Here is a 24516-nt window from a genome sequence, read left to right as displayed (position 1 = left end):
TTTCCCGGGTACGGCTTTGTCCGGTACGGCGGGCCGCTCAGTTGAGGTAGTCGCGCAGCGCCTCGGCGCGGGAAGGGTGGCGCAGCTTCGACATCGTCTTGGCCTCGATCTGCCTGATGCGCTCCCTCGTCACGCCGTAGACCTTGCCGATCTCGTCCAGCGTCATCGGCTGGCCGTCGGTCAGGCCGTACCGCATCGTGATCACCCCCGCCTCCCGCTCGGAGAGGCTGTCGAGGATCTGGAACAGCTGGCTCCGCATGAGCGTGAACGACACCTGCTCGGCCGGCGAGGGCGACTCGGAGTCCTCGATGAGGTCGCCCAGTTCGCTGTCGCCCTCCTCCCCCAGCGGCGTGTGCAGGGAGATCGGCTCGCGGGCGTAGCGCTGCACCTCCGCGACCTTGACGGGGTCCATCTCCACCTCGGCGGCGATCTCCTCGGGCGTCGGCTCGCGGCCGAGGTCGGCCAGCAGCCGCCGCTGCGTGGAGGACACCTTGTTGATCACCTCGACCATGTGCACGGGGATGCGGATGGTCCGCGACTGGTCGGCCATCGCCCTGGTGATGGCCTGCTTGATCCACCAGGTCGCGTAGGTGGAGAACTTGAATCCGAGCGTGTAGTCGAACTTCTCGATGGTGCGGATCAGACCGAGGTTGCCCTCCTGGATCAGGTCGAGGAAGAGCATGCCGCGCCCGGTGTAGCGCTTGGCGATCGAGACGACGAGGCGAAGGTTGGCCTCCAGCATGCGCTGCTTGGCCAGCGCCCCGTCCTCGGCGATCCACTCGAGGTCGGCACGCAGTTCGGCGGGCAGGTCTGGCTGGGTGTCGAGGCGCTCTCGGGCGAACAGCCCCGCCTCGATCCGCTTGGCCAGGTCGATCTCCTGCTCGGCGCTGAGCAGGGGGACCTTGCCGATCTGCTTGAGGTAGTCCTTGACGGTGTCGCGTGTTGCTACGGCCTCGTCCATCAGGGTCGCGGTCATTCGTTCCTTTCCAAACTTAGTACGGACATAAGATTAGAGTTGACCATGGTTAGTGTCAACCTAAAATAATGTCGAACCTAAAAATTTGTGAGAGGGTGTGCCCATGAGCATCGACACGTTGGGTTTGAGGGAACAGAAGAAGCGAGAGACCAGGCTGGCCATCTCTGACCACGCTACCCGCCTGTTCGTGGAGCATGGGTTCGAGCGGACCACGATTTCCGACATCGCCGCAGCGTCCAGGGTCGCGAAGATGACGGTGACGAACTACTTCCCCCGCAAGGAGGACATGGCGCTCGACCACCACGAGGAGTTCGTGGCCTCGCTGGCGGAGACCGTCAGGGAGCGGGCGCGAGGGGAGTCGGCGCTGGCGGCGCTGCGCCGGGTGTTCCTGGCCGCGGTGGAGCGACGCGACCCCGTGATCGGGTTCACCGGCGAGCCGTTCGCGCGCATGATCGCCGACAGCCCCACCCTGGTCGCCCGGCTGCGCGACCTGCACGAACAGCGGGAAGAAGCGCTGGCGGCCGAGCTGGGAGGAGACCTCGGGGCGAAGGCCGCCGCGGCGGCGCTCGCGGGCGTCCATCGGGTGCTGTTCAACGAGTTGATGCGGCGCACGCTGGGACACGAGGACGCCGACACCGTCGCCGCCGCGCTGGAGGAGTCGGCGACGACGGCCTTCGACCTGCTGGAGCCGTCGCTCGGCGGCTACGCGGTACGCGAGAGGTAGCCCCGCCGACCACCCTCCACGGCCAGGGGGAGAGAGCGAGAAGCAGGCCGGCGGACAAGGGACAGGGTCGGATCTACGCGGAGATCCGGATCTCCGCGTCCGGCTGCCCGGCGAAGGCGAGCATCCGGCTCGCCTCGGACCTGACCTCTGAGGGGAGCTCGCGGAAGGGCTTGATCTCCAGGCCCGTTCTGGTCAGCCACCACATGCCGGCCACGAACCCGTCGACCAGGATGACCGGGTTGGTGATCGCGCCGACGCACACCAGCTTGCGGTGCTCGTCGGCCATCAGGCGGGTGCGGTCGTCGTAGGCGAGGACGAGGTTGTCGAAGTACGGCAGGAACCGCACGGGGGCGGGGGCGTCCTCAGGGGTGAGCTCCGCGCCGGGCAGGTCGTAGAGGTCGCGGCCTTCCTCGTCGGTGTAGCGGCGCAGCGGCATGCGCTCCACGACCTCGCGCAGCCTGGTCAGGCCCGACCACATCTGGATGTCCTTGGCGCTTGCCGGGCCGAAGGCGGCCAGGTACCGCTCGATCATCGTCTCCACGTCGAATTCCGCCGACAGCGGGGCGCCGATCCACTCCTCGGCGAGCGTGAACGGCGTGGCGCCGCCCCTGCCCCAGATGCCGTTGGGCGGGGTGTGCACGAGGGGCAGCAGCGCCTGGGCCGACCAGCCGAGCGCGAGCGGCTCCACCTCGGGCCAGCGCTCGGCCAGCCGGTCGCGCAGCTGGGGGCGGGTCAGGGTGCGGCCCTTGAGGTGTGCGTGGGCGAGCGCGGCCAGTTCGTCGAGGTCGACGCCGCCGGTCGCCCTACCGAAGGCGGCCTGGCGGGAGCGGGCGAGGCAGGCCTGCATGATCGGGCGAAGCCACAGGTAGTCGTCGGCGGCGGTCAGGTGCTGGGTGCCGCGCAGCAGCGAGCCGCGCACGACGTGCCTGCCGTACAGGAGGTCGGACAGGTCGTCCTGAGTGAAGCTCGACAGGCGCGACCACAGGCCGAAGTAGGGCGCGTTGATCTCCTGGCCCTGCACCGCCACCAGCCTGCGGATCGCCTCGATCGGCGACATCTCCGCGCGGCGCAGCAGGAGCTGGCGGTCGAGGGCGGTGCGGTTGAGAGTCCTGCGCGTCAGCTTCATGGTGGCGACGCTACGGTCTATCGCGGAAGACTTCGTTCCTCAATTCGTCGAGTGCGTCGCGGAGCCTGTCGGTGATCTCCCAGGCGTCGGGGATCATGGCGCGGTCGGTGACCACGCCGATGTCGAGCGAGCCGTCGTAGGAGAAGCAGGTGATGTTGACGCCGCCGCTCACGTCGGTGATCACCGAGACCGGGTAGTGCGTCAGCAGCCGCGCCCCGCACACGTACAGCGGGAACTGCGGCCCAGGCACATTGGAGATCGCCACGTTGATGGGCGGCGCGGTCTGCCCGACCAGGCCGAACGCCGATCGGGAGGCCAGGCCCATGAGGGCGGCGGGCATCGACTCGCTGAACTCCCTCAGCCAGCGGGCGGGGGCCAGGGAGAAGCGCTCCTTGATCCGGCTCATCGACTCCTGGACCTGCTCCAGCCGGGCCACGGGGTCCTCGACGTGGACGGCCAGCGGCGCCGTCATGATCGCGACCTGGTTGCCGGGGCCGCGCTCGCGCAGCGAGAACGGCACGCCCGCCACCAGCGGCCCGTCAGGCACCCCGCCGTGCGCGGCCAGCCATCCGCGCAGCCCGCCCGCGCAGACCGCCATCACCACGTCGTTGACCGTCACCCCGAACGCCTTGCGCACCTCCTTGATCTCCTCCAGCGGCAGCGACACGAACGCGAAGCGCCGGTGCGCGGAGATCGGGCCGCTGAACGGGGTGCGCGGCGCGGGCAGGGCGGGCAGTCCCGGCGCGTCGCCCGTGCCCGCGACCCTGCGGGCGAGTCCCGAGACCAGCTCCACGCCCGGCACCTTCGACACCACCGGGATCTCGTCGAGATGCGGCACGGCTCGGGCCGCGAACTTCACCGCCTGCGCGGGGTTGGCGGCGAGCCTGGTCAGCGCCCTGCCCACCATCGCGGTCCGGCTCGGCGCCGGGTCGTCGGACTCGGGCTCGGCCTCGGGCGGCGGCGCGGGCACCGGGGTCAGGTCGAGCAGGGCGGCCAGCACGTCCGCGCCGCCGACGCCGTCGACCGCGGCGTGGTGGATCTTGGTGTAGAGGCCCATGCGGCCACCCGACAGGCCGTGGATCAGGTAGATCTCCCACAGTGGCCGGTTGCGGTCGAGCCTGCGGGCGTGCAGCCGGGAGACCTGCTCGGCCAACTGCCTGTCGTCGCCCGGCGGGGGCAGCCCGATCTCCCTGACGTGGTAGTCGAGGTCGAGATCGTCCTCGCGCACCCAGTACGGATGGTCGAGGCCGAACGGCACCGGCGCCAGCTTGCGCCGCATCGCCGCCACGTGCGGGAGCCGCTGTGTCAGCAGCTCCTGCAGGTCGCTTCTGTTGATGTCGCCGTCCAGGATGGCCAACCCCGCGATGTTGGCGACGTTCGTCGCGGTCTCGAAGTTGAGGAACTGCGCGTCGAGTGCGGTGAGCTGCGCCATACCTGGAAATTTACTGCGCTTTGGGGTTGCTGCAGAGACCATGAGTAGCACGGCTGCCAAGTTGCTGGTCCGGGCGCTGGAGGCGGAGGGCGTGAAGTACGTCTTCGGCATCCCGGGTGAGGAAAACATCCATTTCGTCGACGCGTTGAACGACTCCTCGATCCGCTATGTCCTCGTCCGCCACGAGCAGGGCGCGGCCTTCATGGCGGAGATCTACGGCAGGCTGACGGGCAAGGCGGGCGTCGCCTCCGCGACGCTCGGCCCCGGCGCCATCAACCTGCAGCTGGGCGTCGCCGACGCCACCACGAACAGCACTCCCGTGGTCGCCATCTCCGCGCAGGTGGGCCTGGACCGCATCTACAAGGAGTCGCACCAGATCGTGGACCTGGTGTCGTTGTTCAGGCCGATCACGAAGTGGTCGGAGCTGGTGCCCACCGCGGCCGCGGTCCCCGAGATGCTGCGCAAGGCCTTCAAGACCGCCCAGACCGAGCGGCCCGGAGCGGTGTACCTGGCGATCCCCGAGGACGTGGAGAAGGCCGAGGTCCCCGACGACGTCGGGCCGCTGCCGGTGAACGTGGTGCGCCCGGTCGACCCGTCCTCCGCGCAGATCGCCCGCGCGGCCGACCTGCTGGCCACGGCCAGTCGTCCGGTCGTGCTGGCGGGGCACGGCGCCACGAGGGCGGGCGCCCGCGACGCGCTGGTCCACTTCTCCGAACGGCTCGGCCTGCCGGTGGCGACCACCTTCAACGGCAAGGGCGTCTTCCCCGACGACCACCGGCACGCGCTCGGCGCGTTCGGGTTCATGCGCCACGATCACGTGAACTTCGCCTTCGACGAGGCGGACGTGCTGATCAGCGTGGGGTACGAGCTGCAGGAGTTCGACCCCGTGAAGATCAACCCGGATCGGTCGAAAAAGATCATCCACATTCACCAGTTCCCCGCCGAGGTAGACGACCACTACCCGGTGGCGGTCGGCGTCCAGGGTGACATCTCCAGGTCGCTGCACGCCCTCGGCGAGGCCGTGCACCGGCGCTTCACGCTCAGCCCGACGGTGGAGAAGGTGCGGCGGCTGATCAGGGAGGAGTTCGAGCAGGGGCGGGCCGAGGAGGGCTTCCCGCTGACGCCGCGCAGGATCGTCGCCGACATCAGGCAGGCGATGGGGCGCGACGACATCGTGCTGGCCGACACGGGCGCGGTGAAGATGTGGATGTCGCGCATGTACCCGACCTACGAGCCGAACACGATGCTGGTCTCCAACGGGCTGTCGTCCATGGGGTTCGCGGTGCCCGGCGCGATCGCCGCCAAGCTCGCCTTCCCTTCGCGCAGGGTGCTGGCCGCCACGGGTGACGGCGCGTTCCTGATGAACTCCCAGGAGCTGGAGACCGCGGTGCGCGAGCGGGTGCCGATCACGGTGCTGATCTGGGAGGACGACGCCTACGGGCTCATCGACTGGAAGATGGGGCTCGAGCTGGGGCGCAGCTCCAACATCGCGTTCGGCAACCCCGACTTCGTGAAGTACGCCGAGAGCTTCGGAGCCAGGGGCTACCGGGTGGGCTCGGCCGACGAGCTGCTGCCGACGCTGCGCGAGGCGCTGGACGGCGAGGGCGTGTCCGTGGTCGCCGTCCCCGTGGACTACTCGGCCAACCTGGCGCTGACCGAGTCGCTCGCGGGCCTAAGATCGGCTTGATGGACGCGCCTGCCGTAGTCACCGATGGTCCGCAGCCGCCCGCGCCTGCCGTACGGCCGGCGAGCGACCCCTACCACGTCTACCTCGACTCCCTGGCCAGCGCGGAGTCGAGGCGGACGATGCGGGGCTGCCTCGACCGCATCGCGCGGGTGCTGACGGGCGACGAGGCGGTCACCGGCGCGGGGATGCCGTGGCACCTGCTGCGCTACGAGCACACCGTGCGGATCAGGACCGTGCTCACCGAGCAGGGCTGGTCGCCCGCCTACGTCAACAAGCATCTGGTGGCCTTGCGGCGGGTGCTGAAGGAGGCCTGGCGGCTGGGCCAGACCAGCGCCGAGGACTACGCCAGGGCCGCCGACCTGGCCCCCGTCACGCACACCAGGCTGCCCGCGGGCCAGCACGTGCCGCCCGAGGTGGTGGGGGCGGCGCTGTCGGCCTGCGACGACTCCCCCGCCGGACGGCGTGACGCGGCGCTCATCGCGGCCCTCTACTCCACCGGCTGCAGGCGGGCCGAGGTCGCGGGGCTCGCCCTGGCCGACTACGACCCGGCCGCCCGCTCGCTGCGGGTGCGGGGCAAGCGCGACAAGGAACGGCTGGTCTACCTGACGAGCGACGCGATCGGCCTGCTGGAGCGGTGGCTGGCCGTACGCGGGCGGGCCGCGGGGGCGCTGTTCTGCCCCATCAGCAGGTCAGGGCGGCTGCGGACCCGCGAAGAGCGGCCCGTGCCGCTGACCGGGCAGGGCATCGCCGACATCCTGGCGCGCAGGCTCGGCGAGGCGGGGGCGGGCAAGCGGACCGCGCACGACTTCCGCAGGACGTTCATCGGCGAACTGCTGGACGCGGGGGTGGACCTGGCGACGGCGCAGGCGCTGGTGGGTCACTCCTCCCCCGCGACGACCGCCCGCTACGACCGGCGGCCCGAGAACACCCGCAGGGAGGCCGTCGACCGGCTCAGGCTGCCCAAGGCCCGGCCCCTCACGTTCAACTGAAGGGGACCCCGGTCGTCCAGGCGCTCGTCACTCCTCGGGGACGCTGGGATGGACGGCGACCACGATGCGGTGCTCGCGCCCTCCCTCGGCCTGCTCGTCGTGGTACTTCGACACCAGCGTGGTGACCGCGTTCGCCAACTCCTCGGCGAAGGCGGCCCGATCGGCCGCCGAGGAGAAGCGCACCGTCCCGTCGATGGCGAACGTCGCCACGCGCTTCTGGGCCTTGGCCGCGCCGGTGATGAGGACGCCGACGTCGCGCACCAGCCGGGAGGCGACGGCCAGCAGCCAGCGGGCCGACAGCCGGTCGGGCGCGCGCGACGGATCGGGCTGCACGGCCCCGAGCGCGGCGGGCGAGATAACGTAGGAGGCGGCGGTGGCGCGCATGACGCGCTCGATGGCGTTGCCCTTGCGCCGCTCCTCCATCAGCTCGACCAGGCCGTGCTGCTCCAGGGTGCGCAGGTGGTAGTTGACCTTCTGCCGGGGCAGGCCGACCTTGGCGGCCAGCATGGTGGCCGAGCCCGGCTCGGCCAGCTCGGCCAGCAACCGGGCCCTGATCGGGTCCAGCGAGATCTCGGCCGCGGCCGGATCCTCGATCACTGCGACGTCGAACATACCTCTACGGTCGCACCGACAATTCACTTTGTCAAAGCAGACGAGCTTTGTCGGTGAACCCTTCACCGCCCTCCAGGCGGATCACCACCCAGGACGGCCCCGGCAGCCCCGACGACAGTGCCTGCGTCGCCGGATGACCCAGAGACGCGGATGACGCGAAAGGCTCGTCGACGTCGCAGGCGGCCATGCTGCGGGGTGAGTCATCGGCGTGATCAGGGCACGGGGAAGCGGTAGCACAGAACGCGGGCGCCCTGCCGGGAGAGGGCGTCGCTGCGCGCCATCAGCCGGGTGAGCGCGCGCAGCGGCTGCGGGAAGGACGCGACCTCGGGCGCGCGGGAGAGAAGCTGCTCGCCCGCCAGCGTGAGCCCGGCGCCCCAGCCCTCGGGTTCCCGCGCGTCGTCGAAGCCCTCGGCCCCGCGGATCCCGAGCGCCTTCATGGCCGGATGGAAGCGCATCGACCAGGCGGCGAAGCGCGTATAGCCGTTCAGCGCGAGCATGCCTTCAGGGAAGTGGCCGGTCAGACGACGAATCATGGCCTGGAACGTCGCGCCGGGCAGGAAGGGCAGCACCCCCTCGGCCACGATCATGGCCGGTCTGCCGCCTGGAATCGCGTCCCGCCAGCCCGGCTCGGCGAGGTCGGCGGCGACCGGGTGGATGCGGTCGCCGTGCGGGATCACCTTGGCGCGCAGGCCGATGACGTCGGGCAGGTCGATGTCGTACCAGTCGACGCCCTCGGGCCGCTCGCAGCGGAAGGCCCTGGTGTCCAGGCCGCAGCCGAGGTCGAGCACCACTCCGTGGGGATGGGCCGCGCAGAACGCGTTGACCGCCTCGTCAAGCTTTCTGGCGCGCAACGCCGTACCCGAGATGAGGCTGGGCGAGGACTTGATCCTGGTGAAGTCGTAGTCGAGCCGCCGCGCCAGGTCGTCCGACATCGTGTCGCGCAGGATCGAGGCTGGAAGCCGGCTGTCGAGGGCCCGGCAGTACAGGGTGAGAAAGAGCGTTTCCTGGATCGGCGGGAACGTCGGCACGGAGGTGAGGGACAGTGACATGACGCGGCGATCTCCTATGTGCTAGTTATTTCAGTTATGACTGAAATAACTAGCACAGTCAACCGGCCATGTGACGGCGGAGACGATGGAACGGGTGAGCCCGTGCTCAGCCCGCGCCGATCCCGTCGAGGACGCGCTCGAGGTCCGTAGGCGAACTGCTCGGCGAAGCTCGGGTGCCGCGCCTCCAGGACCTGCCTGGCGAAGTGAGGGTAGGTTCCGCCGGCGACGACCTCGCGGATGTACGGCGCCACGCCCGCGCGCCACATCAGGTCGAGCAGCTCGTCGCGGTTCTTGATGTAGCGGTACAGCGAGGTCGTGCCCGAGCCCAGCTCGGCCGCCACCCTGCGCATCGACAGGGCGTCGAGCCCCTCGGCGTCGGCAGGGTCAGCTCGTCGGCTGCGGGCCCTCGGCGAGAGAGCGCAGCGTGCGTGTGGATCACGGCTCCAGGGCGGGTCGGGTGCGACGTCGAGGGCGGGCCGCGTGGGGCTTCCGTTTCTCACGGACGGCCCACGTGAACGGCCCTCCCCCGACGCCGTCGAGAGGATGTGACGGCCCGGCGCCGGGCGATGCTCGCCTGATCGCTCGGCGGGCCACGGGAATCAGCGCTCGGTCAGGGCGAGGTTCCTTCGGCGATCCAGCGGGCGAAGAGGTCGACGTGCTCGGCGGGCCAGGCGCCGTCGCAGGGCATGCTGCCCTTGCGGAGCCGCGCCAGGATGGCGTCGGCGTGCCGTACGACGTCTTCGTGGGACCACAGGTCGAAGGCGAAGCTCATCGACCTGCGGTCCATCTCGCGGAACAGCGGCTTGATGTGGTCGGCGAAGCCGACGGCCTCGTCCGATGCGGGGATCTGCACCTCTGTCCTTTCGACGGGCGGGGCGAGGGCGGAGACGCGGGAGCCTGGTCTGGCCTCGCACACCCACCACCACTGCGGTACCGGCATGTGCGGCGGCGGGGTCGCGCCGGGCTGGGAGTTCTCCACCGCGATCCTGGAGCCCCATTCGACGTAGGCGGCGAACGCGGCGCGGAACTCGGGGTCGGTGGGCAGTCCGGCGTCGTCGGCGGCCCGGCTGATGAGCTGCGCCCAGCGGGATCGCCACTGTTCGGTCAGCGCCTTGCCGGCGTGCTCGGCGACCATGTGGTCGTAGCCGCCGTACTGCTCCGTGTAGAGCTTGGGTCCGCCGAAGGTCTCGGCGAGCCAGGCGGCGACGCGCTGGGGATGGTCCGGCGACATCCTGGCGAACAGCGGCCCGAGCAGGTCGTCATGCGGGACGTACTTCTCGTAGAAGATGCGTGTCATCCGCGTCAGCGCGGGCAGCCCGCCGGCCCACTCGAAGAGCGTGGGCTCCTCGGAGAGAGGCGGGTCGGTGAAGCCGACGTGCCAGTGCATGCCGCTGCAGATCGGCTTGTTCCGCGATTGTCCGCACCGGCACAGGCTGTAGTGCTCCCTGGAGGCGTCGCCGTCGAGCGGGATGCCGCCGGTGACCCGGTACGGGCCGTCCTTGGACACCTCGATCGCGGATTCGCGTCGGGGGGCGGGGGCCGTCCGGCCGTCGACCGCGTGGCCGAGAGCGCCGGACGGGCAGGCCCGTACGGCGCGCAGGATCTCATCCGCCCGGCCGCCGCTGGGCGCCACGAACGGTTCCTCGGCCACCCGGAACACGGTGGGCAGCCGGTCCGTGCAGAAGCCCGAGTGCGCGCAGATGCCGCGGTTGTCCAGCACGGTGACCTGCACGCCCTCGTAGGAGTCCTGGCGGTCGGGCACCCGGGCGGGATCCTTCTCCCCCTTGAACCCGACGCGGGCATGACTGCCGTCGCACAGCGGCTTGACGGCGGACTGGCCGCATCGGCACAGGGCCATCTGCGGAAACGTCTGGATCGGCTCGCCCAGCCAGTTGGTGATCTTCGTGGCGTTGGTGACCAGGTACGGCCCGTCGACCGCGACGTCGATCCGCGTCTCCAGATCACCCTGGATGCCGGCCAGCTCCGCGATCCTGGCCGTCATCGAGTCGGCGTCCTCGGCGAACAGGCAGGCCAGGTGCTGTAACGCGGCCGTCGCCTCGATCAGACCGTCCGGAGCTCCGGGCCTGGCACGAAGCCTCGTGGCGTCCTTGGCCAGCTCCCACAGCCGGTCCGCGGGCGAGCCGGTCTCGGTGACCTCCGGCTCCGGCCCTTCTTCGCTCTCGGCGACGGCGGCGGCCAGCGGCCGGACCACGATCTCGGCCAGCGGCTCGCCGGGCGCCAGATCCCGGTTGAGCAGGCGGGCCCGTGCCAGCAGTGCGGCCGTGCTCATCGCGCTCCGAACAGAGCCGTGTAGTGCTTCATCTCCTCGATCTGCGAGAAGAAGGGCTTCACCGCGGTGAAGAACTCGCCGAAGCGGGCGCTGCGCCGGAAACCCTGCTCGTGCCCCTCCACCGAGTCCCATTCGATCCGAACGGTGTAGTGCTCGGGCTCCTCGACACCTCGGGCGATCTCGTAGGCAAGGCAGTGCGGGTCGTCGTCGAGAACGCTCGACGCCGCCTTGTACGCCTGCTCGAACTCCTCTGCCCGGTCGGATGGAACGGTATAGCGGATGTACTCGATGACCACGATAGAACCTCTTCAGTACTGTGGTGCGAGACGAACTTTCATTACATTACAGCATTGTAATGAAACTAGGGGCTGGATCATGACACGAAGGACCGGGCGAGCGCGGGACACCTCCATCGACGACCGGATCCTGGCCGTCGCCCGGCGGCATCTGTCGGCGCACGGGTACGAGCGGATGTCGCTGGCCGCCGTCGCGCAGGAGGCGGGCACCACCCGTCCCGCCCTGTACCGCCGCTGGCCGGGCAAGGCCGAGCTCGCCGCCGCGGCGGTGGCGAGCATGGGAGAGGAGGAGCAGGCGAGCACGCCGGAGGATCCCTACGCCGCCCTGGTCGCCGAACTGGCCGACTTCGAGCGCGGCGTCTCCCGGCCCGGCCGGCTCTCGCTCGCCGGCAGCATGCTCCAGGACACCACCCAGCCCGAGGTGCTGGCCCGATACCGCGCCCGCGTCGTCGCCCCGCGACGCCGCCGGATCCTGGGCGTCCTCCAGACCGCGAGAGAGAGCGGCCTCATCGACGCCGACGCCGACCTGGAGGTGGCCGTCACCATGTGCACTGGAAGCTGGTACGGCCGCGCGCTCGCGGAGTCCACTCCGCCGCCTCGCTGGCCGGAGCGGACCGCGGCCCTCGTCTGGCGCGCTCTCGGCGGCCGCTGAACCGGCCGCGGACGTCCACGGGACGGGCCACAGGAACCGCGCCCGCTCTCCGGGTCGGGCCGGGACGATGGCCGCGCGTCGCATGGACGATCATCGCGTCACCCAGGGGAGCCGGTGGCGGCCGGCTCCCCTTCGACGCGGTGGATCAGTACTCGAAGGCCCCCGCTTCGATGGCGCCGTCCTTGCCCACGGTGACTCCGGCCAGGTCGAGGTCGTTGTACTTGGTGACACCGAGCCCGATGGCCGGGCTGCCTGCGCGCAGCCGCAGCGGATTGGCGGGGTCGAACAGCGGGTCCTTGCGGACGTTGTTCGACCCGGCCGACATCTGGTACTGGCCGCCGAAGAAGACGTTGTGGTGGTTGTCGGTGAAACCCGCGTCGGCGTAGCCGCTCTTCTTCGCGGCGACGACGACGTTCTGCGCCAGCGACAGGTGCTCGTTGGTGCAGCTCGCGTCGCAGACGACGCCTTCGGCCTGCGCGTTCGGCAGGTTGATCGAGTTGTTGCGGAAGACCGTGCCGAACACCGGCCCGTTGCCCTCGATGCGGCCGTCGTCGTGCCGCGGCCCGCGGGTGATCAGGCCCGCCCTGCCCTTGGAGCCGTAGATCGCGTTGTACTCGAAGACGTTGCCGGAGGTACCGTCGGGGTCGTTGGTGCTGCCGTCCTCGTTGGTGGAGGTCCCGAGCTCGGTGAAGGTGTCGTTGTCCAGCGCGACGTTGTGGTGGACGCGGTTGCGCGAGCCGAGGAAGATCTCCACCGCCGCGCCGTCCAGCTCGTAGTCGTAGCTGAAGGTGATGGAGCCCTTGATGGTGTTCCAGCCGATGTTGGAGTCGTCGCCCTGCACCAGGATCGCGAAGGCGCCCGAGTCGTCGTTGGGGTCCTGCTCCCGGGGGGTGAGCGTGCTCATGTGGTTGTTGTTCACGAAGTCGTTGCCGGTCACCGCGGTGTACTTGGCGGAGGTCTCGATATACACGCCGGCGGCCGCGCCGGTGATGTAGTTCTTCTCGATCACGTTGTCGTTGCCGGTGACCTTGACCCCGGCCCAGGAACACCGCCCGGCGTCCTGGTCGACGCCGATCTGCAGGTTGTAGACCTCGAGGTAGCTGCCCTGGAGGTGGACGCACGCCTCGGAGTCGCCCTTGACGATCGGCCTGGCGCCGGTGCCGTAGGCGTCGACGACGATCGGGGTGGTCGAGTCGCCCGACTCCGTGATGGACAGCTGCCCCGACCAGGAGCCGCCCCGCCGCAGCAGCAGCTTGGCTCCGGGGGGCAGCACCGCGGCGGAGGCCTTGGCCAGGGTCTTCCATGCGGTGGTCTGGGAGGTGCCCGCGGCCGCGTCGTTGCCGCTGACGCTGTCGAGGTAGTACACAGGGGCGGCGGCCGCTGACGCGGTGCCCGCCCCGAGTCCCGCGGTCGCGAGAGCGAGTGCCACCGCACCCGCCGCGAATGTCCTTAACACTGACTTCCTCACCTCACAACGAAGATCAACTGGGCTTGCGGCAATCACATTAATCGAGGGGATGCCCGATTGACAGAGGAAGATGGGAGCGCTCCCACTTGCATCGGTCCATCATCACCCGAGGGCCGTACGGCGCCGCCGAAGCGGCCGTCAGGCCTCGAAGGCGCCGCGGCACGCGGCGCCCGCGAGCCCGCTGGAGGCGAGGAATTGGGTGCCCAGGTCGACGCCCTGGGCACCCGGCCCTCACCCGGCTCCCGCGCTACTTCCAGAAGCCCAGCCGGTGTTCGGCGGCGTAGTCGATCGGCCGGATCGCGCCCGGTGCGAGCGACTGCGTGCCTCGGCCGAGCCGCCGCCACGCGGGCAGCCCGGGTCCGTTGGGCGAGCCGGTACGGGCGAAGTTCGTCCAGTAGCCGATCATCTGCTCCGACAGCTTCTGCTGGGCGGGGCTCAGCAGCGCCTTCTTCTCAGGGAAGAGGTACGGCAGGTCGCCGGCGTGGAAGGCGCCCCAGTCGAAGTCCGCCTCCAGCGGCAGGAACATCGGCGCCTTACGGTCGGCGAACTCATAGCCGTAGACGGGAGCGTGTCTGGCCAGCAGCGTGTTCTGCTCGTGCGTCCCCCGCGCCCAGAGCCGGTCCGTCATCACGGCCGCCCACGCCAGGCTGGGAGAGGCGTAGGAGGAGAGCGGATACTCGCGCATGACCCGTCCCGCGTCGTCGCCGAACGCTTCCTTGATCAGCGTGCCGTACTGCTCGGCGGTGACCGGCTTGCCTGCCACGTCGTAGGACATCCCGACGAAGATCCGGTGCTCGTCGCGCGTGGCGCCCGCCAGCACGGGCAGCCGGTGGAAGCGGCCCTCGCGGATCGCCTTCGAGGGCAGTTCGGGCAGCACCCGGTTGCCGTAGGCGTACACCTGGAAGGCGTTCATGATCTGCGGCACCTCGAGGATCTTCTTCACCGGAAGCGCGCGCAGGCATGCCAGGTCGGCGCAGCCGAGTTTCTCGGCGTACACCTGGCCCACCGCCTCGGCGTCCTTGGCGCTGCGCCAGGCGAACGTCGGGGCGGCCGGCAGGCCGGGGACCATGCTGCCGGCCGGCATGTCCATCATCGTCTCGCCGCTCTGCATGGCGACTCGCTGGAACAACCCCTCCGCGCCGGGGGAGGTGAGATGGCCGCCGATGGCCAGAGCGCCGAAGGAGACGCCGAACGCGGTGACGTTCGACGGGTCACCGCCGAAGGCCCGCGCGTTGCGCTTCACCCAGCGCAGCGCCTCCTGCTGGTCCTGCAGGCCGTACGTGCCGGAGTTCTTCAGGCCCGGGTAGCCGAACCCGCTGAACACGCCGAGGCGGTAGTTGATCGTCACGACCACCACGCCGCGGGAGGCGAGCTTGCGCGCGTCGGAGAAGTGGCCCGCGCCAACCGCGCCGTCGCCGTGGATCCACACCATGACCGGGCGCTTGCCGCCCGGCTCGCTCGGGGTGGTGACGTTGAGGACCAGGCAGTCCTCGTTCGTGCTGGAGATCGGGGCGTAGACGGAGCCGACCTGGGGGCACATGGCGCCCGGCTTGGTCGCGTCCTTGACACCGGTCCAGCTCTTCGCGGGTCTGGGGCTCTCCCACCGGCCCGCGGTGGCGTAGGGGATCCCCTGGAAGAGCCGGTGCTGGCCGGTCACCACGCCGCGCACGGCTCCCGTGTCGGTCCTGACGACCGCGGGATCCGGTGGCCGCCGCTCCGTGACGTGGCCCGTGAGCAGGCCGGCGGCCGCGAGTGTCGCAAGAAGGATTCGCATGCCTCCACGCTGCTGGATCCGCCCTCAGGTCAGAAGGTCCATCGATCCACGATGACCCAGGACGAGAATCCCGGTCCTGCGGGCGCGCGCGGTGCCCCATGCCGGGTCTGCGCCGACGTGGGCGTGGGGCGCCGCGACGCGCCGACGGAGTCATGCCCCGCCTGGCGCCGCCGGGGTCTCAGGCGAGTGCGGGTTCCTCGACGAGGGCGACGCGGACGGCCGTGGGGTCGTCGCCGGAGAGCGGGATGGCGAAGATCGCCGTCCGGTCGCCTGCCGCGTAGCTCGCGAACCGATGGACGTCCTCGTCCCACACGTCCTGGACGTCCGAGGTCAGGTGCGCGGAGGCCGTGCAGTACGCGGGGCTGAGGTAGAGCAGGCGCAGCGAGGCCTCCAGCGGGACCTCCCGCGGAGACGGTACGGCCAGCGGCTTGCGCAGCCGTACGAGGAGTTGGCGCAGGGGCCGCAGCCAGTGGCGGTCCAGCTCGGGCGACAGGCCGAGAAGGACGACGGCTTCCGCCGCTCCCAGGAGGACGAGCGGGGTGTCGGGCCGGAGCGGCGTCGCCCAGACGGCGGTGACGCTCATGGCGAGCAGCAGGCCCGCGCGGGTGAAGGCGCGCCAGTTCACGGGCTGGGAGTGCGCGCCGAGGCAGCCGCAGGAGGACGTGGGTGTGGCCAGGGAGGAGTAGGTGAGGTAGGCGAGGAATCCGGTGGAGAGCGCGGCGGCGGCCGTACCCTCCACGGGTAAGGCAGGCGGCGCCAGCAGTGCCGCCGCCACGACCAGTTCCACCAGGCCGACGAGCCGGAGCGTCGGGATCGCGCGCGCCGAGCCGACCAGCCGGGCCAGGGCGGTCTGCCCGGCCTGCGATCGCATCCGCCGGTCCAGGAGTTTCAGCAGGGCCGCCCACACGAGGAAGGCGGCGATCACGTACGGCTGCAGCGCGGCGATCCCTTGCATGTGTCGCTCCTAGTGAGGGGAGAAGACGGTGGCGATGTCGACCTCGTTGGTGTCCGGCCGCCAGGCGCCCAGGATCTGCACGTGCTGACCGACGCGCAGCATGGAGAGGTCCGCGGTGGGCGGCGCGTCCGAGTGGATGGCGACCGACCTACCGGGCACGACGTGGCAGAGGACCTCCTTGCCGTTGTGGTCGAGGTGGATCTTCTCGCTGGTGATGTTCTGGACGTGGCCCTTGATGTTGACGATGTTGAGCCACACCGACTCGGCGGCGAGCACCCCGTCCGGCATGCGCACGCCTCTGGCGTAGAGCCCGTCACCGGGCTTGGCCTGGTCGAAGCCGACCGGGCCGAGCTTCCAGAGGCTCGTGCCGTCGACGACCCTGATGTTGTGGAACACCAGGTTCGAGCCCATGACGAGAAGGACGTTGTCCTTGATGGAACGGATCCGGCCCTCGGCGAAGTCGGGGTCGGGGGCTCCTGGCTCGGCCTGTGGCGCCGTGGCGCCGAAGGCCGCCTCGGCGCCGAGCGATCCCAGCGCGGTCGCGGCGACGACGCCGGCGCCGCCCCCGAGCACGGCTGACTTGAGCATCTGCCTTCTGGTGGTCATCCTCAGCCCCTCAGGCGGTCGAGATCTCGCACGGACGCAGCCCGGTGGAGAGGCTGGCGATCTTGCTGTAGGCCGCCGGGGTGAGGTCGATCAGGCGGTTGCTGGCGCAGGTCGAGCCGCAGCAGCTGCGCTCGCCGCAGAACAGGTCCGTCTGCGGGCCGCAGTCGGCGATGGCGGTGACGACGCTGGCGCCGCTGCACAGCGCCGTGGTCTTGTGGCGGAAGCCGCAGGTCCGCCGGGAGAGGGAGTCTCCGCACCTGTCCGGGCGGGTGATCGCCCAGCAGGCGTCGGAGGTGTTGGGCCATGCGTGCTGCATGCTGCCCGAGTTGCAGGTACCGCAGGCTCCTCTGCCGGTCGTGCTGCACGGGCCCCAGGCCGTCCCGCAGCAGAACCACGAGACTTCCCCGAGAACGGGGCCGAGTAAGTCGATGGGCGGGTCGGTGGGCTTGCTGCGCGCCATGCGCGTCCTCCTAAGGGTGGGCTTCTGGCGGTCCCCCGATGAAGGTGCAGCTGGTAATGAAACTTTCCGACTTGATCTATGAGTACCATGTAAGGAAGTTTCGTCAATGCCCAAATCCGGCCCGCCGGGATCATCCTCCTCGCACGGGAGGTGCCTCCGCCGCGGCGCGGGCCAGGGCGAGGGCGCCGAGCAGCGGGGCGTCGTCGGCGAACCCGGCCGGCCTGACCTCGGGCGGGAAGGGCACCACCCGGCGCAGCTCGGCCTCCAGGCGGGGCAGGATGAGGTCGGCCGCGCCCATCATGCCGCCGCCGACCACCAGGCGTTCAGGGTCGAGGGCGACGCAGAGGTTGGCCACGCTCATGGCGAGCGTGGCGAGCATCTCCTCCACCAGCTCGGCGGCGTCGAGCCGCCCGAACGGCTCGGCGTCGCGGTCGGGCGTCCCGATGCCGGCCAGCCCGAACAGACCGGCCGCGGTGACGGGGCGGCCGAGCTCGGCCGAACCCCTGCTGGCCAGCGCCCCGCCGGAGACGCGTTCCTCCAGGGGCGCGCGTCCCTGGGCGAAGGCCGGCTCGCCCGGGACCACCAGCTGGTAGCCGATCTCGCCGGCCGCGCCGTGCGCGCCCGCGACGACCCGCCCGCCGACCACCAGCGCCGCCGCCAGCCCGGTGCCCAGATTCAGGTAGACGCCCGTGGAGACGCCGCGCAGCGCGCCCCACCGCAACTCGGCCGCGGCGGCCGCGTTGACGTCGTTGTCGATCGCCACCGGTGTCCCGCCGTACGCGTGGCCCAGCAGCCTGGGCAGCTCCAGCCCGTCCCAGCCCGGCACGTTGGGCGCGAGCCGTACGCGGCCGTCCCTGATCACCCCGCACGTCGAGAACCCCACCGCGATGGGGGACCCGGCGAGGTCCCGCGCGGTCGCGAGCACGTGTTCCAGCAGATGGGCGCCGAGTGGCGAGCCGTTCAGCGCGTCGATCTCCAGGCGGACCCGCTCGGTGAGCTCCGGGCCGTCGGAGTCGGACAGGCCGATGGCGACCTTGGTTCCGCCCACGTCGATGCCGAGCACGCGGGTCACCGGGCGTTGCCCCTGCGCGCCATGGAGTCGATCGCCACCGCCAGGGCCAGCACCCCCGCCGTCACCATGAACCGCACCGAGGAGTCCACGTTCAGCAGCAGCATCCCGTTGGTGATCGACTGGATGACCAGGATGCCGAGCAGGGCCGCGTACGGCCGGCCGCGCCCTCCGAACAGCGACGTCCCGCCGATCACCGCCGCCGCGATCGCCATCAGCAGGATGTCGCTACCGCCCGAGGCCTGGTTGACCGCCGACAGCCTGCTCGCCGCCAGGATGCCGCCGAACCCGGCCAGCACCGAGGCGAGCACGAACGCCAGCACCCTGATGCGCGTCACGTTGATGCCCGCCCGCCTGGCCGCCTCGGCGTTGCCGCCCACGGCGTACATCCACCGGCCGAACACCGTGTGCCTGAGCACCAGGTCGAGCGCGACGACCAGGGCGCCGAAGATGACGAGCAGCAGCGGCACGCCGCGATCGGCGGACAGCACCGCGACCGCCGCCGCGAGCGCCACGGCCAGCCCGGCGATCTTCACCACCGTCCATGGGAGCGGCGCGGCAGGCAGCGCGGCCGCCATGCGGGCGCGCCTGGCGATCAGACCGGCGGCCGCGTAGCCGCCGACCAGCACCGCCACCAGCGTCCAGGCCAGCCACGGCGGCAGCCAGGTGTCGCTCAGCCGGGAGACGAACCCGTCGAACGGCAGATTGATCGTGCCGCCCCTGCCGAGCAGGTACAGCAGCAGGCCCTGCCAGCCGATCAGCCCCGCCAGCGTCACCACGAACGAGGGCATCCTGAGCTTGGTGTGCATGAGCCCGTGGAGCAGCCCGATCGCGAGCGCCGCCCCCAGCGCCACCGCGATGGCCGCCATCGGGTTCCAGCCCTGCTTGACGTACAGGATCGTCATCACGACGGCGCACAGGCCGCTGACCGAGCCGGCCGACAGGTCGATCTCGCCGAGCAGCAGCACCATGATGATGCCGAGTGAGATCGTCCCCGTGGCCGCGAGCTGCAGCGCCAGGTTGGTGAGGTTCTCCGCCGACAGGAAGTGCTCGTTGAGCGTCCCGAAGACGATGGCGATCGCGAGCAGCCCGCCCACCACGGGCCAGGCTCCGAGATCGCCCCTGCGCAGCAGCCCGCCGGGGGCGAACGGCTTGCGGGCGAGCGTGTCGGTGCTCATGAGGAGGCTCCCGTGATCGCGGCGACGATGTCTTCCTGTGTGGCCTCGGCCGTGACGAACTCGCCGGCGTTGCGGCCGAGCCGCAGCACCACCACCCGGTCGCTCACCGCGCACACGTCGGCCAGGTTGTGCGAGATGACCAGGACCGCGAGCCCCCGCTCCCTCAGCCGTCTGATCAGGGACAGCACCTGCGCGGTCTGCTCCACGCCGAGCGCGGCGGTCGGTTCGTCCAGGATGACCAGGCGCGGCTCGCCGACCAGCGCCCTGGCGATCGCCACCGACTGCCGCTGGCCGCCCGAGAGCGCGGCGACCTGCACCCTGATGTCCTTGATCCGCACGTCGAGCGAGGTCAGCAGGTCGCGCGCGGTGCGTTCCATCTTCAGGTGGCTGAGCACCGACCAGCGGCGCCGCTCGGCGCCGAGGAACAGGTTGGCGACCACGTCGAGGTTCTCGCAGAGCGCGAGGTCCTGGTACACGGTCGACACGCCGAGCGCCTGGGCGACGCGCGGGGTGGCGACGCGGACCGGGCGGCCGTCCACGGTGATCGTGCCCGCGTCCGGGGTGACGACCCCGGCGATGGCCTTGACCAGCGTGGACTTGCCCGCCCCGTTGTCGCCCATGAGCGCGACGACCTCGCCCGGGCGCAGGTCGAGGTGCACCCCGTCGAGCGCCTGGACCGCGCCGTAGGCCTTGGAGATACCGGTGACGGTGAGCATCTACTGGAGTCCCGCCTTCGCGCAGGCGTCCTTGACCTCTGCCGTGCAGATCTCCCCGACCTTGTAGAAGCCGTCCTTCACGATCGTGTCCTTGATCTTGTCCTTGGTGACGGCGATCGGGTCGAGGAGGAAGGCCGGGATGTCGGCGGTGCCGTTGTTCACCTTGGCCGGCGCCGCGGGCCCCTGGCCCTTGGTGAGCGCGACGGCCAACTCGGCGGACTTCTCCGCCTCCGCCCTGATGTTCAGGTAGATGGTCATGTACTGCTCGCCGGTGAGGATGCGCTGGACCGCGGCCAGCTCGGCGTCCTGTCCGGTGATCGGCGGGAGCTCGGTGTAGCCCGCGCGCTTCATCGCCGCGATGGCGCCGCCGGCCATGCCGTCGTTGGCCGACAGCACGCCCACGATCTTGTCCCGGCCGAGGGCGGTGATCGCCTGCTCCATCTCCTGCTGGGCCTTGTCAGGGCTCCAGTCGGGGGTGTCGAACTCGCGGCCCACCTTGACCTTGCCGTCGAGGACGTTGTGCGCCCCCTTCTTGTAGTCGGCCGAGCTCGGGTCGGTGGTCGCGCCGTGGATCATCACGATCTCGCCCTTGTTTGCCGTCCCCTTGGCCGTGAGCGCGTCGAGCAGCGCCTGGCCCTGCATCTCGCCGACCCTGACGTTGTTGAAGGAGACGAAGTAGTCGTAGCCGATACCGGAGATCAGCCGGTCGTAGGCGATCACCGGCACCTTCTTCTGCTTGGCCTGGTTCACCAGCGGGGCCACCGCGGCGGCGTCGACCGCGTCGAGGACGAGCACGTCGGCGCCCTGGGTGAGCGCGGCCTCGACCTGCTGCTGCTGTTTGGCCGCGTCCTGGTCGGCGTTGCTGTAAAGGATCTTGCAGGTGGCACAGAGCTCCTTGACCTTGGCCTCGAACAGCGGCCGGTCGAAGGCTTCGTACCTGGTGGTCTTCGATTCGGGGAGGAAGAGCGCGATGGTCGCGGCTTCCTCGGTCTTCGGTGCGGCCGCGGCGTCACCGCTGCCGGTATTCGCGCCACAGGCGGCGGCCAGCAGGACCGCCGCGACGGGGATCGCTCGCCATGATCGTTGCATTGGTCATCATCCTCTCGGTGTCCCCCGAGGTGTCTCCCTAGTAAGAAAGGTTATTTACTACCATGGGAGTTGGCTAGCCTTTCGTTGGAGATCACTGAAGAGGAGGGCCGGAATTGCGGCGCGATCTGGGTAACCCCCGGCTGCTGCGGGTGATGAACGAGCGCAGGCTGCTCGACCGGCTGCACGATCACGGACCCGCCTCCCGCGCGGACCTGGCCAAGGTGACCGGCCTGTCCAAGCCCACGGTGTCGGCGGCGCTGGCGGGCCTGGAGGAGGACGGACTGGTCCATCTGGTCGGCGAGGTGTCGGGCAGGCCGGGGCCGGTGACCTCCCTGTACGACATGAACGCGAGGTCGGCCTACGTCGCGGGCGTCGACATCGGACGCGACTGGATCAGGGTGGCCCTCGCCGACCTGCGCGGCTCCTTCGTCGGCAGGCGCGATGGGCGCAACCTGGCCAGGAGCACCGCCGACCTGGCGCTGCAGGTCCGCGAGCTGGCGCTGGCCGCCGCCGACGACGCCGAGGTGCGCTGGCCGCAGGTCGCCTGCGTCGTCGTCGGCAGCCCAGGCGTCTACGACCCGGTGGGCGGGCGGCTGGAGTTCGCGCCGAACCTGCCGGGCGCGGACCTGGTCGCGCGGATCAGGGCGGCGCTGGAGCTCGACCCGGTCATCGAGAACGACATCAACCTGGCCACGGTGGGCGAGCACGCCTACGGCATGGGCAAGGGGAAGGCGAACTTCGCGCTGGTCTCGATCGGCACCGGCGTGGGCATGGGCATCGTGGTCAACGGCGAGCTGTACGTCGGGGCGCGCGGCGCTGCGGGAGAGGTGTCCTACCTGCCCGTTCCTGAGGATGTCGGCTCCGACCGCGAGGCGTTCGAACACGGCTCGACCGAGTCGGTGGCGTCCGCGCCCGGCGTGGTGCGGGCCGCGCGGGTCGCGGGGCTCCGGATGGAGACCGCCAAGGAGATCTTCGCCGCGGCGGCGCGCGGCGACGCGGTGGCGCGCGAGGTGGTCGAGGCGGAGGGACGGCGCATCGGCGGGCTGGTCGTCACCGTGGCCGCGATCCTCGACCCCGAGATCATCGTGCTCACCGGCGGCGTCGGGCGCAACCTCGAGCTGCTCGGGAGGGGCATCGAGCGGCGGATCGGCGAGCTGGGACCGCTGCGCCCCCAGGTCGTGGCGAGCACGCTGGGCGACAGCGGCGTCCTGCTCGGCGCCGTCGCCCGCGCGCGCCACAGGGCCTGGGATCTGATCTTCGAGGCCCGGCGCGGCTGAGGACGAACTCGGTCCACGAGACCGGCATAGCACCGACACCCGGTGAGCGTCTCTAGGACGACAACCGAACTGTGGAGGTGATCGTGGACGCCGCAGCAGAGCGACGTTTCCGCGACTTCGTGGCGGCGCGCTCCCCCGCGCTGATGCGCCTGGCCTTCCTGCTGACCGGTGGGGACCAGCACGCGGCGGAGGACCTGCTCCAGAGCGCGCTGGCCAAGACGGTCGCCAGGTGGCGCACGGTGGAGGAGCCGGAGGCCTACGTGCGCCAGGTGATGTACCGCGACCAGGTGTCCCTGTGGCGGCGGGCAGGGAGCAGGCGGGAGACCGCGGTCGCGCAGCCGCCGGACTGGGCCGTCCAGGACGCCACCCACGCCGTCGACGCGCGCATCGTCGTACGGCGTGCCCTGGCCAGGCTCACGCGGCGGCAGCGGGCCGTGCTGGTCCTGCGCTACTTCGAGGACCTCCCGGAGGCGGAGGTGGCGGCGGTGCTCGGCTGCTCGGTGGGGACCGTGCGCAGCACCGCCCATCGGTCGCTGGCCAGGCTCAGGACCCTCGCGCCCGAGCTGGCCGAGCCGTACAACATGATCGGGGAGGCGATGGCATGACGATCGACGATGTCGTGAGGGAGACCCTCGGCCAGTGGGGGGACGAGGCACGAGTGCCCGAGGGGCTCGCCGACCGGGCGCTCGGCAGGCGCAGGCGGAACCGGATCAGGACGTTCGCGGTGATCGCAGGGGCCACCGCGGCCGTCGTGGCGGCCGCCATGACCGTTCCAGCCGCGCTCCACGGGGGCGGCGGCGAGACCAGCGTGCTCCTCGCGGGCAGAGGGTTGACCGCCGACGGCCCGGCCATCGTGCTCCCTGAGCCCGGGGAGCTGTCGGCCGACCCTGACGCCTCCCCGCCCACCAAGCTGATAGCGACCCCTGAGGTCGCCATGTACGCCTACTTCGTCTGGGACCACGAGAAGATCTCCGACAAGCGGCAGATCGTCAAGCAGACGTGGTACCTCTACAACCCCGCCACGGCGACCTACGAGAAGACTCCATGGGCCGTGGTCGACGTCGCCCCCGGCGGATACGTCGCGGTGCTGGAGGAGCAGCAGGCCCGCAGGGTCGGCGTGCTGAGCCCGGACGGTCAGGTGAAGTGGGTCGACCTGGAACGGCCCGTCTCCTCTGTCGAGTGGTCTCCCGATGGGGGCAGGCTGCTGCTGTCCAGCTACGCCTCGAACCCCAACGAGCAGGGCGTGATCGACGAGAGCGGGTCGTCGGACGTCGTCCCCGCCCCCCGCACGGGCTTCACGGTCGTGGACCTGGCCGACGGTCAGGCCTCCTTCCACCCGCTGGCCTCGGGTGACGACATCCCCTGGCGCAACGACCTGCGCTGGAGCGACGACGGGACGCTGATCTGGGAGCAGAACAGCTCGGAGTCGCTCACCAAGCGGTTCTACGACCTGGAGGGCAGGCCGCACGAGGCCCCGCCGAAGGTGGCCGAGAGCCACGAGGAGGCAGGGCTGTCGCCGAGCGGCCGGTCGCTGGCGTCGGACGCCCCCGACAAGAGCGCGGTGGTGGCGCTGGCGGACGTGGCCACGGGGAGCGTCACGCAGCTCAAGCCCGTCGCGGGCCACTGGATCGAGCAGTCCGTCGCCTGGTCGGGCGATGACAAGGTGATCACCTGGGCCTGCGAGCTCAAGGGCATGGACGGCTGCCAGGGCAGCGAGTTCCGCAACCGCCTGCTGCTGGTCGACGCCGACGGCGGCCGGGCGGTGCCGCTCACCGGGTTCAGGGAGAACAGCCAGCAGCCGGGCTCGTGGGAGCCGCTCTTCGCCCGCCGCTGAGGCGTGCGGGAGGCCACCTACGAGCAGTGGACGCGCGGTGAAGGTCGATGACGTGGTTGTCTCCACTCCGGGCGGCACCCGGTCGGCACTGAATTCCCTTCCCGTTATGCCAAAGCCGTATCGAGGGCGGCGACCTGCGCTTTTCCCGCTTCGCGCGGCCCCGGGGAGGCCGATCGTGACTGACTCTTGGGGCTGGATGGAATAGCGACCACCGGATGTCCGTTAGAGTCGACAAGGCCGCTGTGGTCTGTGTCCCC

At 70.6% G+C, this 24516-nt stretch carries 23 protein-coding genes and 1 pseudogene; 7 read left to right on the top strand and 17 right to left on the bottom strand.

Annotated features, from left to right (window positions below):
• Positions 1-37 precede the first annotated feature (37 nt).
• A pseudogene (locus tag AB0B45_RS10485) lies at positions 38-952 on the bottom strand (RNA polymerase sigma factor); the annotation flags it as partial.
• 127 nt (positions 953-1079) lie between these two features.
• Here AB0B45_RS10485 and AB0B45_RS10480 point away from each other — a divergent pair.
• The gene (locus AB0B45_RS10480; RefSeq protein ID WP_358128142.1) at positions 1080-1700 is read left to right on the top strand and encodes a helix-turn-helix domain-containing protein; all 621 of its coding nucleotides are present in this window, start codon (positions 1080-1082) and stop codon (positions 1698-1700) included.
• Between the two features lie 73 nt (positions 1701-1773).
• Here the strand turns inward: AB0B45_RS10480 and AB0B45_RS10475 are convergent, their stop codons facing one another.
• A complete protein-coding gene (locus tag AB0B45_RS10475) occupies positions 1774-2826 on the bottom strand; it encodes a winged helix DNA-binding domain-containing protein (RefSeq protein WP_358128140.1) in 1053 nt (350 codons plus the stop codon).
• Positions 2827-2836: 10 nt separating this feature from the next.
• The gene (locus AB0B45_RS10470) at positions 2837-4258 is read right to left on the bottom strand and encodes a wax ester/triacylglycerol synthase family O-acyltransferase (protein WP_358128138.1); all 1422 of its coding nucleotides are present in this window, start codon (positions 4256-4258) and stop codon (positions 2837-2839) included.
• Between the two features lie 40 nt (positions 4259-4298).
• Here AB0B45_RS10470 and AB0B45_RS10465 point away from each other — a divergent pair, with 40 nt between their 5' ends.
• Together AB0B45_RS10465 and AB0B45_RS10460 are read left to right on the top strand one after the other, a co-directional pair.
• Positions 4299-5945 carry an acetolactate synthase large subunit gene (locus AB0B45_RS10465; RefSeq protein WP_358128136.1) on the top strand — a complete coding sequence of 549 codons (1647 nt, stop codon included), beginning with the start codon at positions 4299-4301 and terminating at the stop codon, positions 5943-5945.
• On the top strand, positions 5945-6934 hold the full coding sequence (locus AB0B45_RS10460) for a tyrosine-type recombinase/integrase (RefSeq protein ID WP_358128135.1): 990 nt from the start codon (positions 5945-5947) through the stop codon (positions 6932-6934). Before AB0B45_RS10465 ends, AB0B45_RS10460 begins: the two co-directional genes overlap by 1 nt.
• Before the next feature lie 27 nt (positions 6935-6961).
• On the opposite strand, the gene AB0B45_RS10455 is transcribed toward AB0B45_RS10460, so the two are convergent.
• The 5 genes from AB0B45_RS10455 to AB0B45_RS10435 all read right to left on the bottom strand — a co-directional run bounded on the left by AB0B45_RS10455 (position 6962) and on the right by AB0B45_RS10435 (position 11181).
• The gene (locus AB0B45_RS10455; RefSeq protein WP_358128133.1) at positions 6962-7546 is read right to left on the bottom strand and encodes a helix-turn-helix domain-containing protein; all 585 of its coding nucleotides are present in this window, start codon (positions 7544-7546) and stop codon (positions 6962-6964) included.
• A 212-nt stretch (positions 7547-7758) separates the two neighbouring features.
• Positions 7759-8595: a class I SAM-dependent methyltransferase gene (locus AB0B45_RS10450; protein WP_358128132.1), complete on the bottom strand. Its 837-nt coding sequence runs from the start codon at positions 8593-8595 to the stop codon at positions 7759-7761.
• A gap of 14 nt (positions 8596-8609) precedes the next feature.
• Positions 8610-9095, bottom strand: coding sequence for a helix-turn-helix domain-containing protein (locus AB0B45_RS10445; protein WP_358128130.1), 486 nt, complete (start codon positions 9093-9095; stop codon positions 8610-8612).
• Positions 9096-9205: 110 nt separating this feature from the next.
• On the bottom strand, positions 9206-10885 hold the full coding sequence (locus AB0B45_RS10440) for a CDGSH iron-sulfur domain-containing protein (RefSeq protein WP_358128128.1): 1680 nt from the start codon (positions 10883-10885) through the stop codon (positions 9206-9208).
• Positions 10882-11181 carry an antibiotic biosynthesis monooxygenase family protein gene (locus AB0B45_RS10435; protein WP_358128126.1) on the bottom strand — a complete coding sequence of 100 codons (300 nt, stop codon included), beginning with the start codon at positions 11179-11181 and terminating at the stop codon, positions 10882-10884. The genes AB0B45_RS10440 and AB0B45_RS10435 overlap by 4 nt, the downstream gene beginning before the upstream one ends.
• 79 nt (positions 11182-11260) lie before the next feature.
• Here AB0B45_RS10435 and AB0B45_RS10430 point away from each other — a divergent pair, with 79 nt between their 5' ends.
• The gene (locus tag AB0B45_RS10430; protein ID WP_358128124.1) at positions 11261-11833 is read left to right on the top strand and encodes a TetR/AcrR family transcriptional regulator; all 573 of its coding nucleotides are present in this window, start codon (positions 11261-11263) and stop codon (positions 11831-11833) included.
• Between the two features lie 145 nt (positions 11834-11978).
• On the opposite strand, the gene AB0B45_RS10425 is transcribed toward AB0B45_RS10430, so the two are convergent.
• The 9 genes from AB0B45_RS10425 to AB0B45_RS10385 form a co-directional block, all read right to left on the bottom strand.
• Entirely contained in the window at positions 11979-13289 is a 1311-nt protein-coding gene (locus AB0B45_RS10425; protein ID WP_358128123.1) for a hypothetical protein, read from the bottom strand.
• A gap of 259 nt (positions 13290-13548) precedes the next feature.
• On the bottom strand, positions 13549-15075 hold the full coding sequence (locus AB0B45_RS10420) for a carboxylesterase family protein (protein WP_358128121.1): 1527 nt from the start codon (positions 15073-15075) through the stop codon (positions 13549-13551).
• 178 nt (positions 15076-15253) lie between these two features.
• Positions 15254-16030 carry a MauE/DoxX family redox-associated membrane protein gene (locus AB0B45_RS10415; RefSeq protein WP_358128119.1) on the bottom strand — a complete coding sequence of 259 codons (777 nt, stop codon included), beginning with the start codon at positions 16028-16030 and terminating at the stop codon, positions 15254-15256.
• 9 nt (positions 16031-16039) lie between these two features.
• Positions 16040-16636: a cell wall protein gene (locus tag AB0B45_RS10410; protein ID WP_358128117.1), complete on the bottom strand. Its 597-nt coding sequence runs from the start codon at positions 16634-16636 to the stop codon at positions 16040-16042.
• 10 nt (positions 16637-16646) lie between these two features.
• The gene (locus AB0B45_RS10405) at positions 16647-17096 is read right to left on the bottom strand and encodes a hypothetical protein (protein WP_358128116.1); all 450 of its coding nucleotides are present in this window, start codon (positions 17094-17096) and stop codon (positions 16647-16649) included.
• 130 nt (positions 17097-17226) lie between these two features.
• Positions 17227-18168, bottom strand: a complete 942-nt coding sequence (locus AB0B45_RS10400; protein WP_358128115.1) for an ROK family protein — start codon at positions 18166-18168, stop codon at positions 17227-17229.
• A complete protein-coding gene (locus AB0B45_RS10395; RefSeq protein ID WP_358128113.1) occupies positions 18165-19343 on the bottom strand; it encodes a sugar ABC transporter permease in 1179 nt (392 codons plus the stop codon). The genes AB0B45_RS10400 and AB0B45_RS10395 overlap by 4 nt, the downstream gene beginning before the upstream one ends.
• Positions 19340-20059 carry an ATP-binding cassette domain-containing protein gene (locus AB0B45_RS10390; RefSeq protein WP_358128112.1) on the bottom strand — a complete coding sequence of 240 codons (720 nt, stop codon included), beginning with the start codon at positions 20057-20059 and terminating at the stop codon, positions 19340-19342. The genes AB0B45_RS10395 and AB0B45_RS10390 overlap by 4 nt, the downstream gene beginning before the upstream one ends.
• Positions 20060-21148 carry a substrate-binding domain-containing protein gene (locus AB0B45_RS10385; RefSeq protein WP_358128110.1) on the bottom strand — a complete coding sequence of 363 codons (1089 nt, stop codon included), beginning with the start codon at positions 21146-21148 and terminating at the stop codon, positions 20060-20062.
• Between the two features lie 113 nt (positions 21149-21261).
• On the opposite strand from AB0B45_RS10385, the gene AB0B45_RS10380 reads away from it, so the two are divergent.
• From AB0B45_RS10380 to AB0B45_RS10370, 3 genes are all read left to right on the top strand, one after another.
• Positions 21262-22425: an ROK family transcriptional regulator gene (locus AB0B45_RS10380; protein WP_358128108.1), complete on the top strand. Its 1164-nt coding sequence runs from the start codon at positions 21262-21264 to the stop codon at positions 22423-22425.
• Positions 22426-22508: 83 nt separating this feature from the next.
• Positions 22509-23030: a SigE family RNA polymerase sigma factor gene (locus tag AB0B45_RS10375; RefSeq protein WP_358128106.1), complete on the top strand. Its 522-nt coding sequence runs from the start codon at positions 22509-22511 to the stop codon at positions 23028-23030.
• A complete protein-coding gene (locus AB0B45_RS10370; protein ID WP_358128104.1) occupies positions 23027-24259 on the top strand; it encodes a WD40 repeat domain-containing protein in 1233 nt (410 codons plus the stop codon). The genes AB0B45_RS10375 and AB0B45_RS10370 overlap by 4 nt, the downstream gene beginning before the upstream one ends.
• Positions 24260-24516 lie beyond the last annotated feature (257 nt).

It is taken from the genome of Nonomuraea sp. NPDC049152 (genome assembly GCF_040648355.1).
In the GTDB taxonomy this organism is placed as follows: domain Bacteria; phylum Actinomycetota; class Actinomycetes; order Streptosporangiales; family Streptosporangiaceae; genus Nonomuraea.
Note: the sequence above shows the minus strand (reverse complement) of the source record. Positions and strands in the feature narration are given on the sequence as shown.

What these genes read in the sequence shown, in the direction of transcription:
- AB0B45_RS10460 (WP_358128135.1), top strand. Translation starts at nt 5,945, where the DNA reads ATGGACGCGCCTGCCGTAGTCACCGATGGTCCGCAGCCGCCCGCGCCT.
- AB0B45_RS10415 (WP_358128119.1), bottom strand. Translation starts at nt 16,030, where the DNA reads ATGCAAGGGATCGCCGCGCTGCAGCCGTACGTGATCGCCGCCTTCCTC.
- AB0B45_RS10420 (WP_358128121.1), bottom strand. Translation starts at nt 15,075, where the DNA reads ATGCGAATCCTTCTTGCGACACTCGCGGCCGCCGGCCTGCTCACGGGC.
- AB0B45_RS10455 (WP_358128133.1), bottom strand. Translation starts at nt 7,546, where the DNA reads ATGTTCGACGTCGCAGTGATCGAGGATCCGGCCGCGGCCGAGATCTCG.
- AB0B45_RS10465 (WP_358128136.1), top strand. Translation starts at nt 4,299, where the DNA reads ATGAGTAGCACGGCTGCCAAGTTGCTGGTCCGGGCGCTGGAGGCGGAG.
- AB0B45_RS10385 (WP_358128110.1), bottom strand. Translation starts at nt 21,148, where the DNA reads ATGCAACGATCATGGCGAGCGATCCCCGTCGCGGCGGTCCTGCTGGCC.
- AB0B45_RS10410 (WP_358128117.1), bottom strand. Translation starts at nt 16,636, where the DNA reads ATGACCACCAGAAGGCAGATGCTCAAGTCAGCCGTGCTCGGGGGCGGC.
- AB0B45_RS10405 (WP_358128116.1), bottom strand. Translation starts at nt 17,096, where the DNA reads ATGGCGCGCAGCAAGCCCACCGACCCGCCCATCGACTTACTCGGCCCC.
- AB0B45_RS10430 (WP_358128124.1), top strand. Translation starts at nt 11,261, where the DNA reads ATGACACGAAGGACCGGGCGAGCGCGGGACACCTCCATCGACGACCGG.
- AB0B45_RS10395 (WP_358128113.1), bottom strand. Translation starts at nt 19,343, where the DNA reads ATGAGCACCGACACGCTCGCCCGCAAGCCGTTCGCCCCCGGCGGGCTG.
- AB0B45_RS10390 (WP_358128112.1), bottom strand. Translation starts at nt 20,059, where the DNA reads ATGCTCACCGTCACCGGTATCTCCAAGGCCTACGGCGCGGTCCAGGCG.
- AB0B45_RS10475 (WP_358128140.1), bottom strand. Translation starts at nt 2,826, where the DNA reads ATGAAGCTGACGCGCAGGACTCTCAACCGCACCGCCCTCGACCGCCAG.
- AB0B45_RS10450 (WP_358128132.1), bottom strand. Translation starts at nt 8,595, where the DNA reads ATGTCACTGTCCCTCACCTCCGTGCCGACGTTCCCGCCGATCCAGGAA.
- AB0B45_RS10370 (WP_358128104.1), top strand. Translation starts at nt 23,027, where the DNA reads ATGACGATCGACGATGTCGTGAGGGAGACCCTCGGCCAGTGGGGGGAC.
- AB0B45_RS10470 (WP_358128138.1), bottom strand. Translation starts at nt 4,258, where the DNA reads ATGGCGCAGCTCACCGCACTCGACGCGCAGTTCCTCAACTTCGAGACC.
- AB0B45_RS10440 (WP_358128128.1), bottom strand. Translation starts at nt 10,885, where the DNA reads ATGAGCACGGCCGCACTGCTGGCACGGGCCCGCCTGCTCAACCGGGAT.
- AB0B45_RS10480 (WP_358128142.1), top strand. Translation starts at nt 1,080, where the DNA reads ATGAGCATCGACACGTTGGGTTTGAGGGAACAGAAGAAGCGAGAGACC.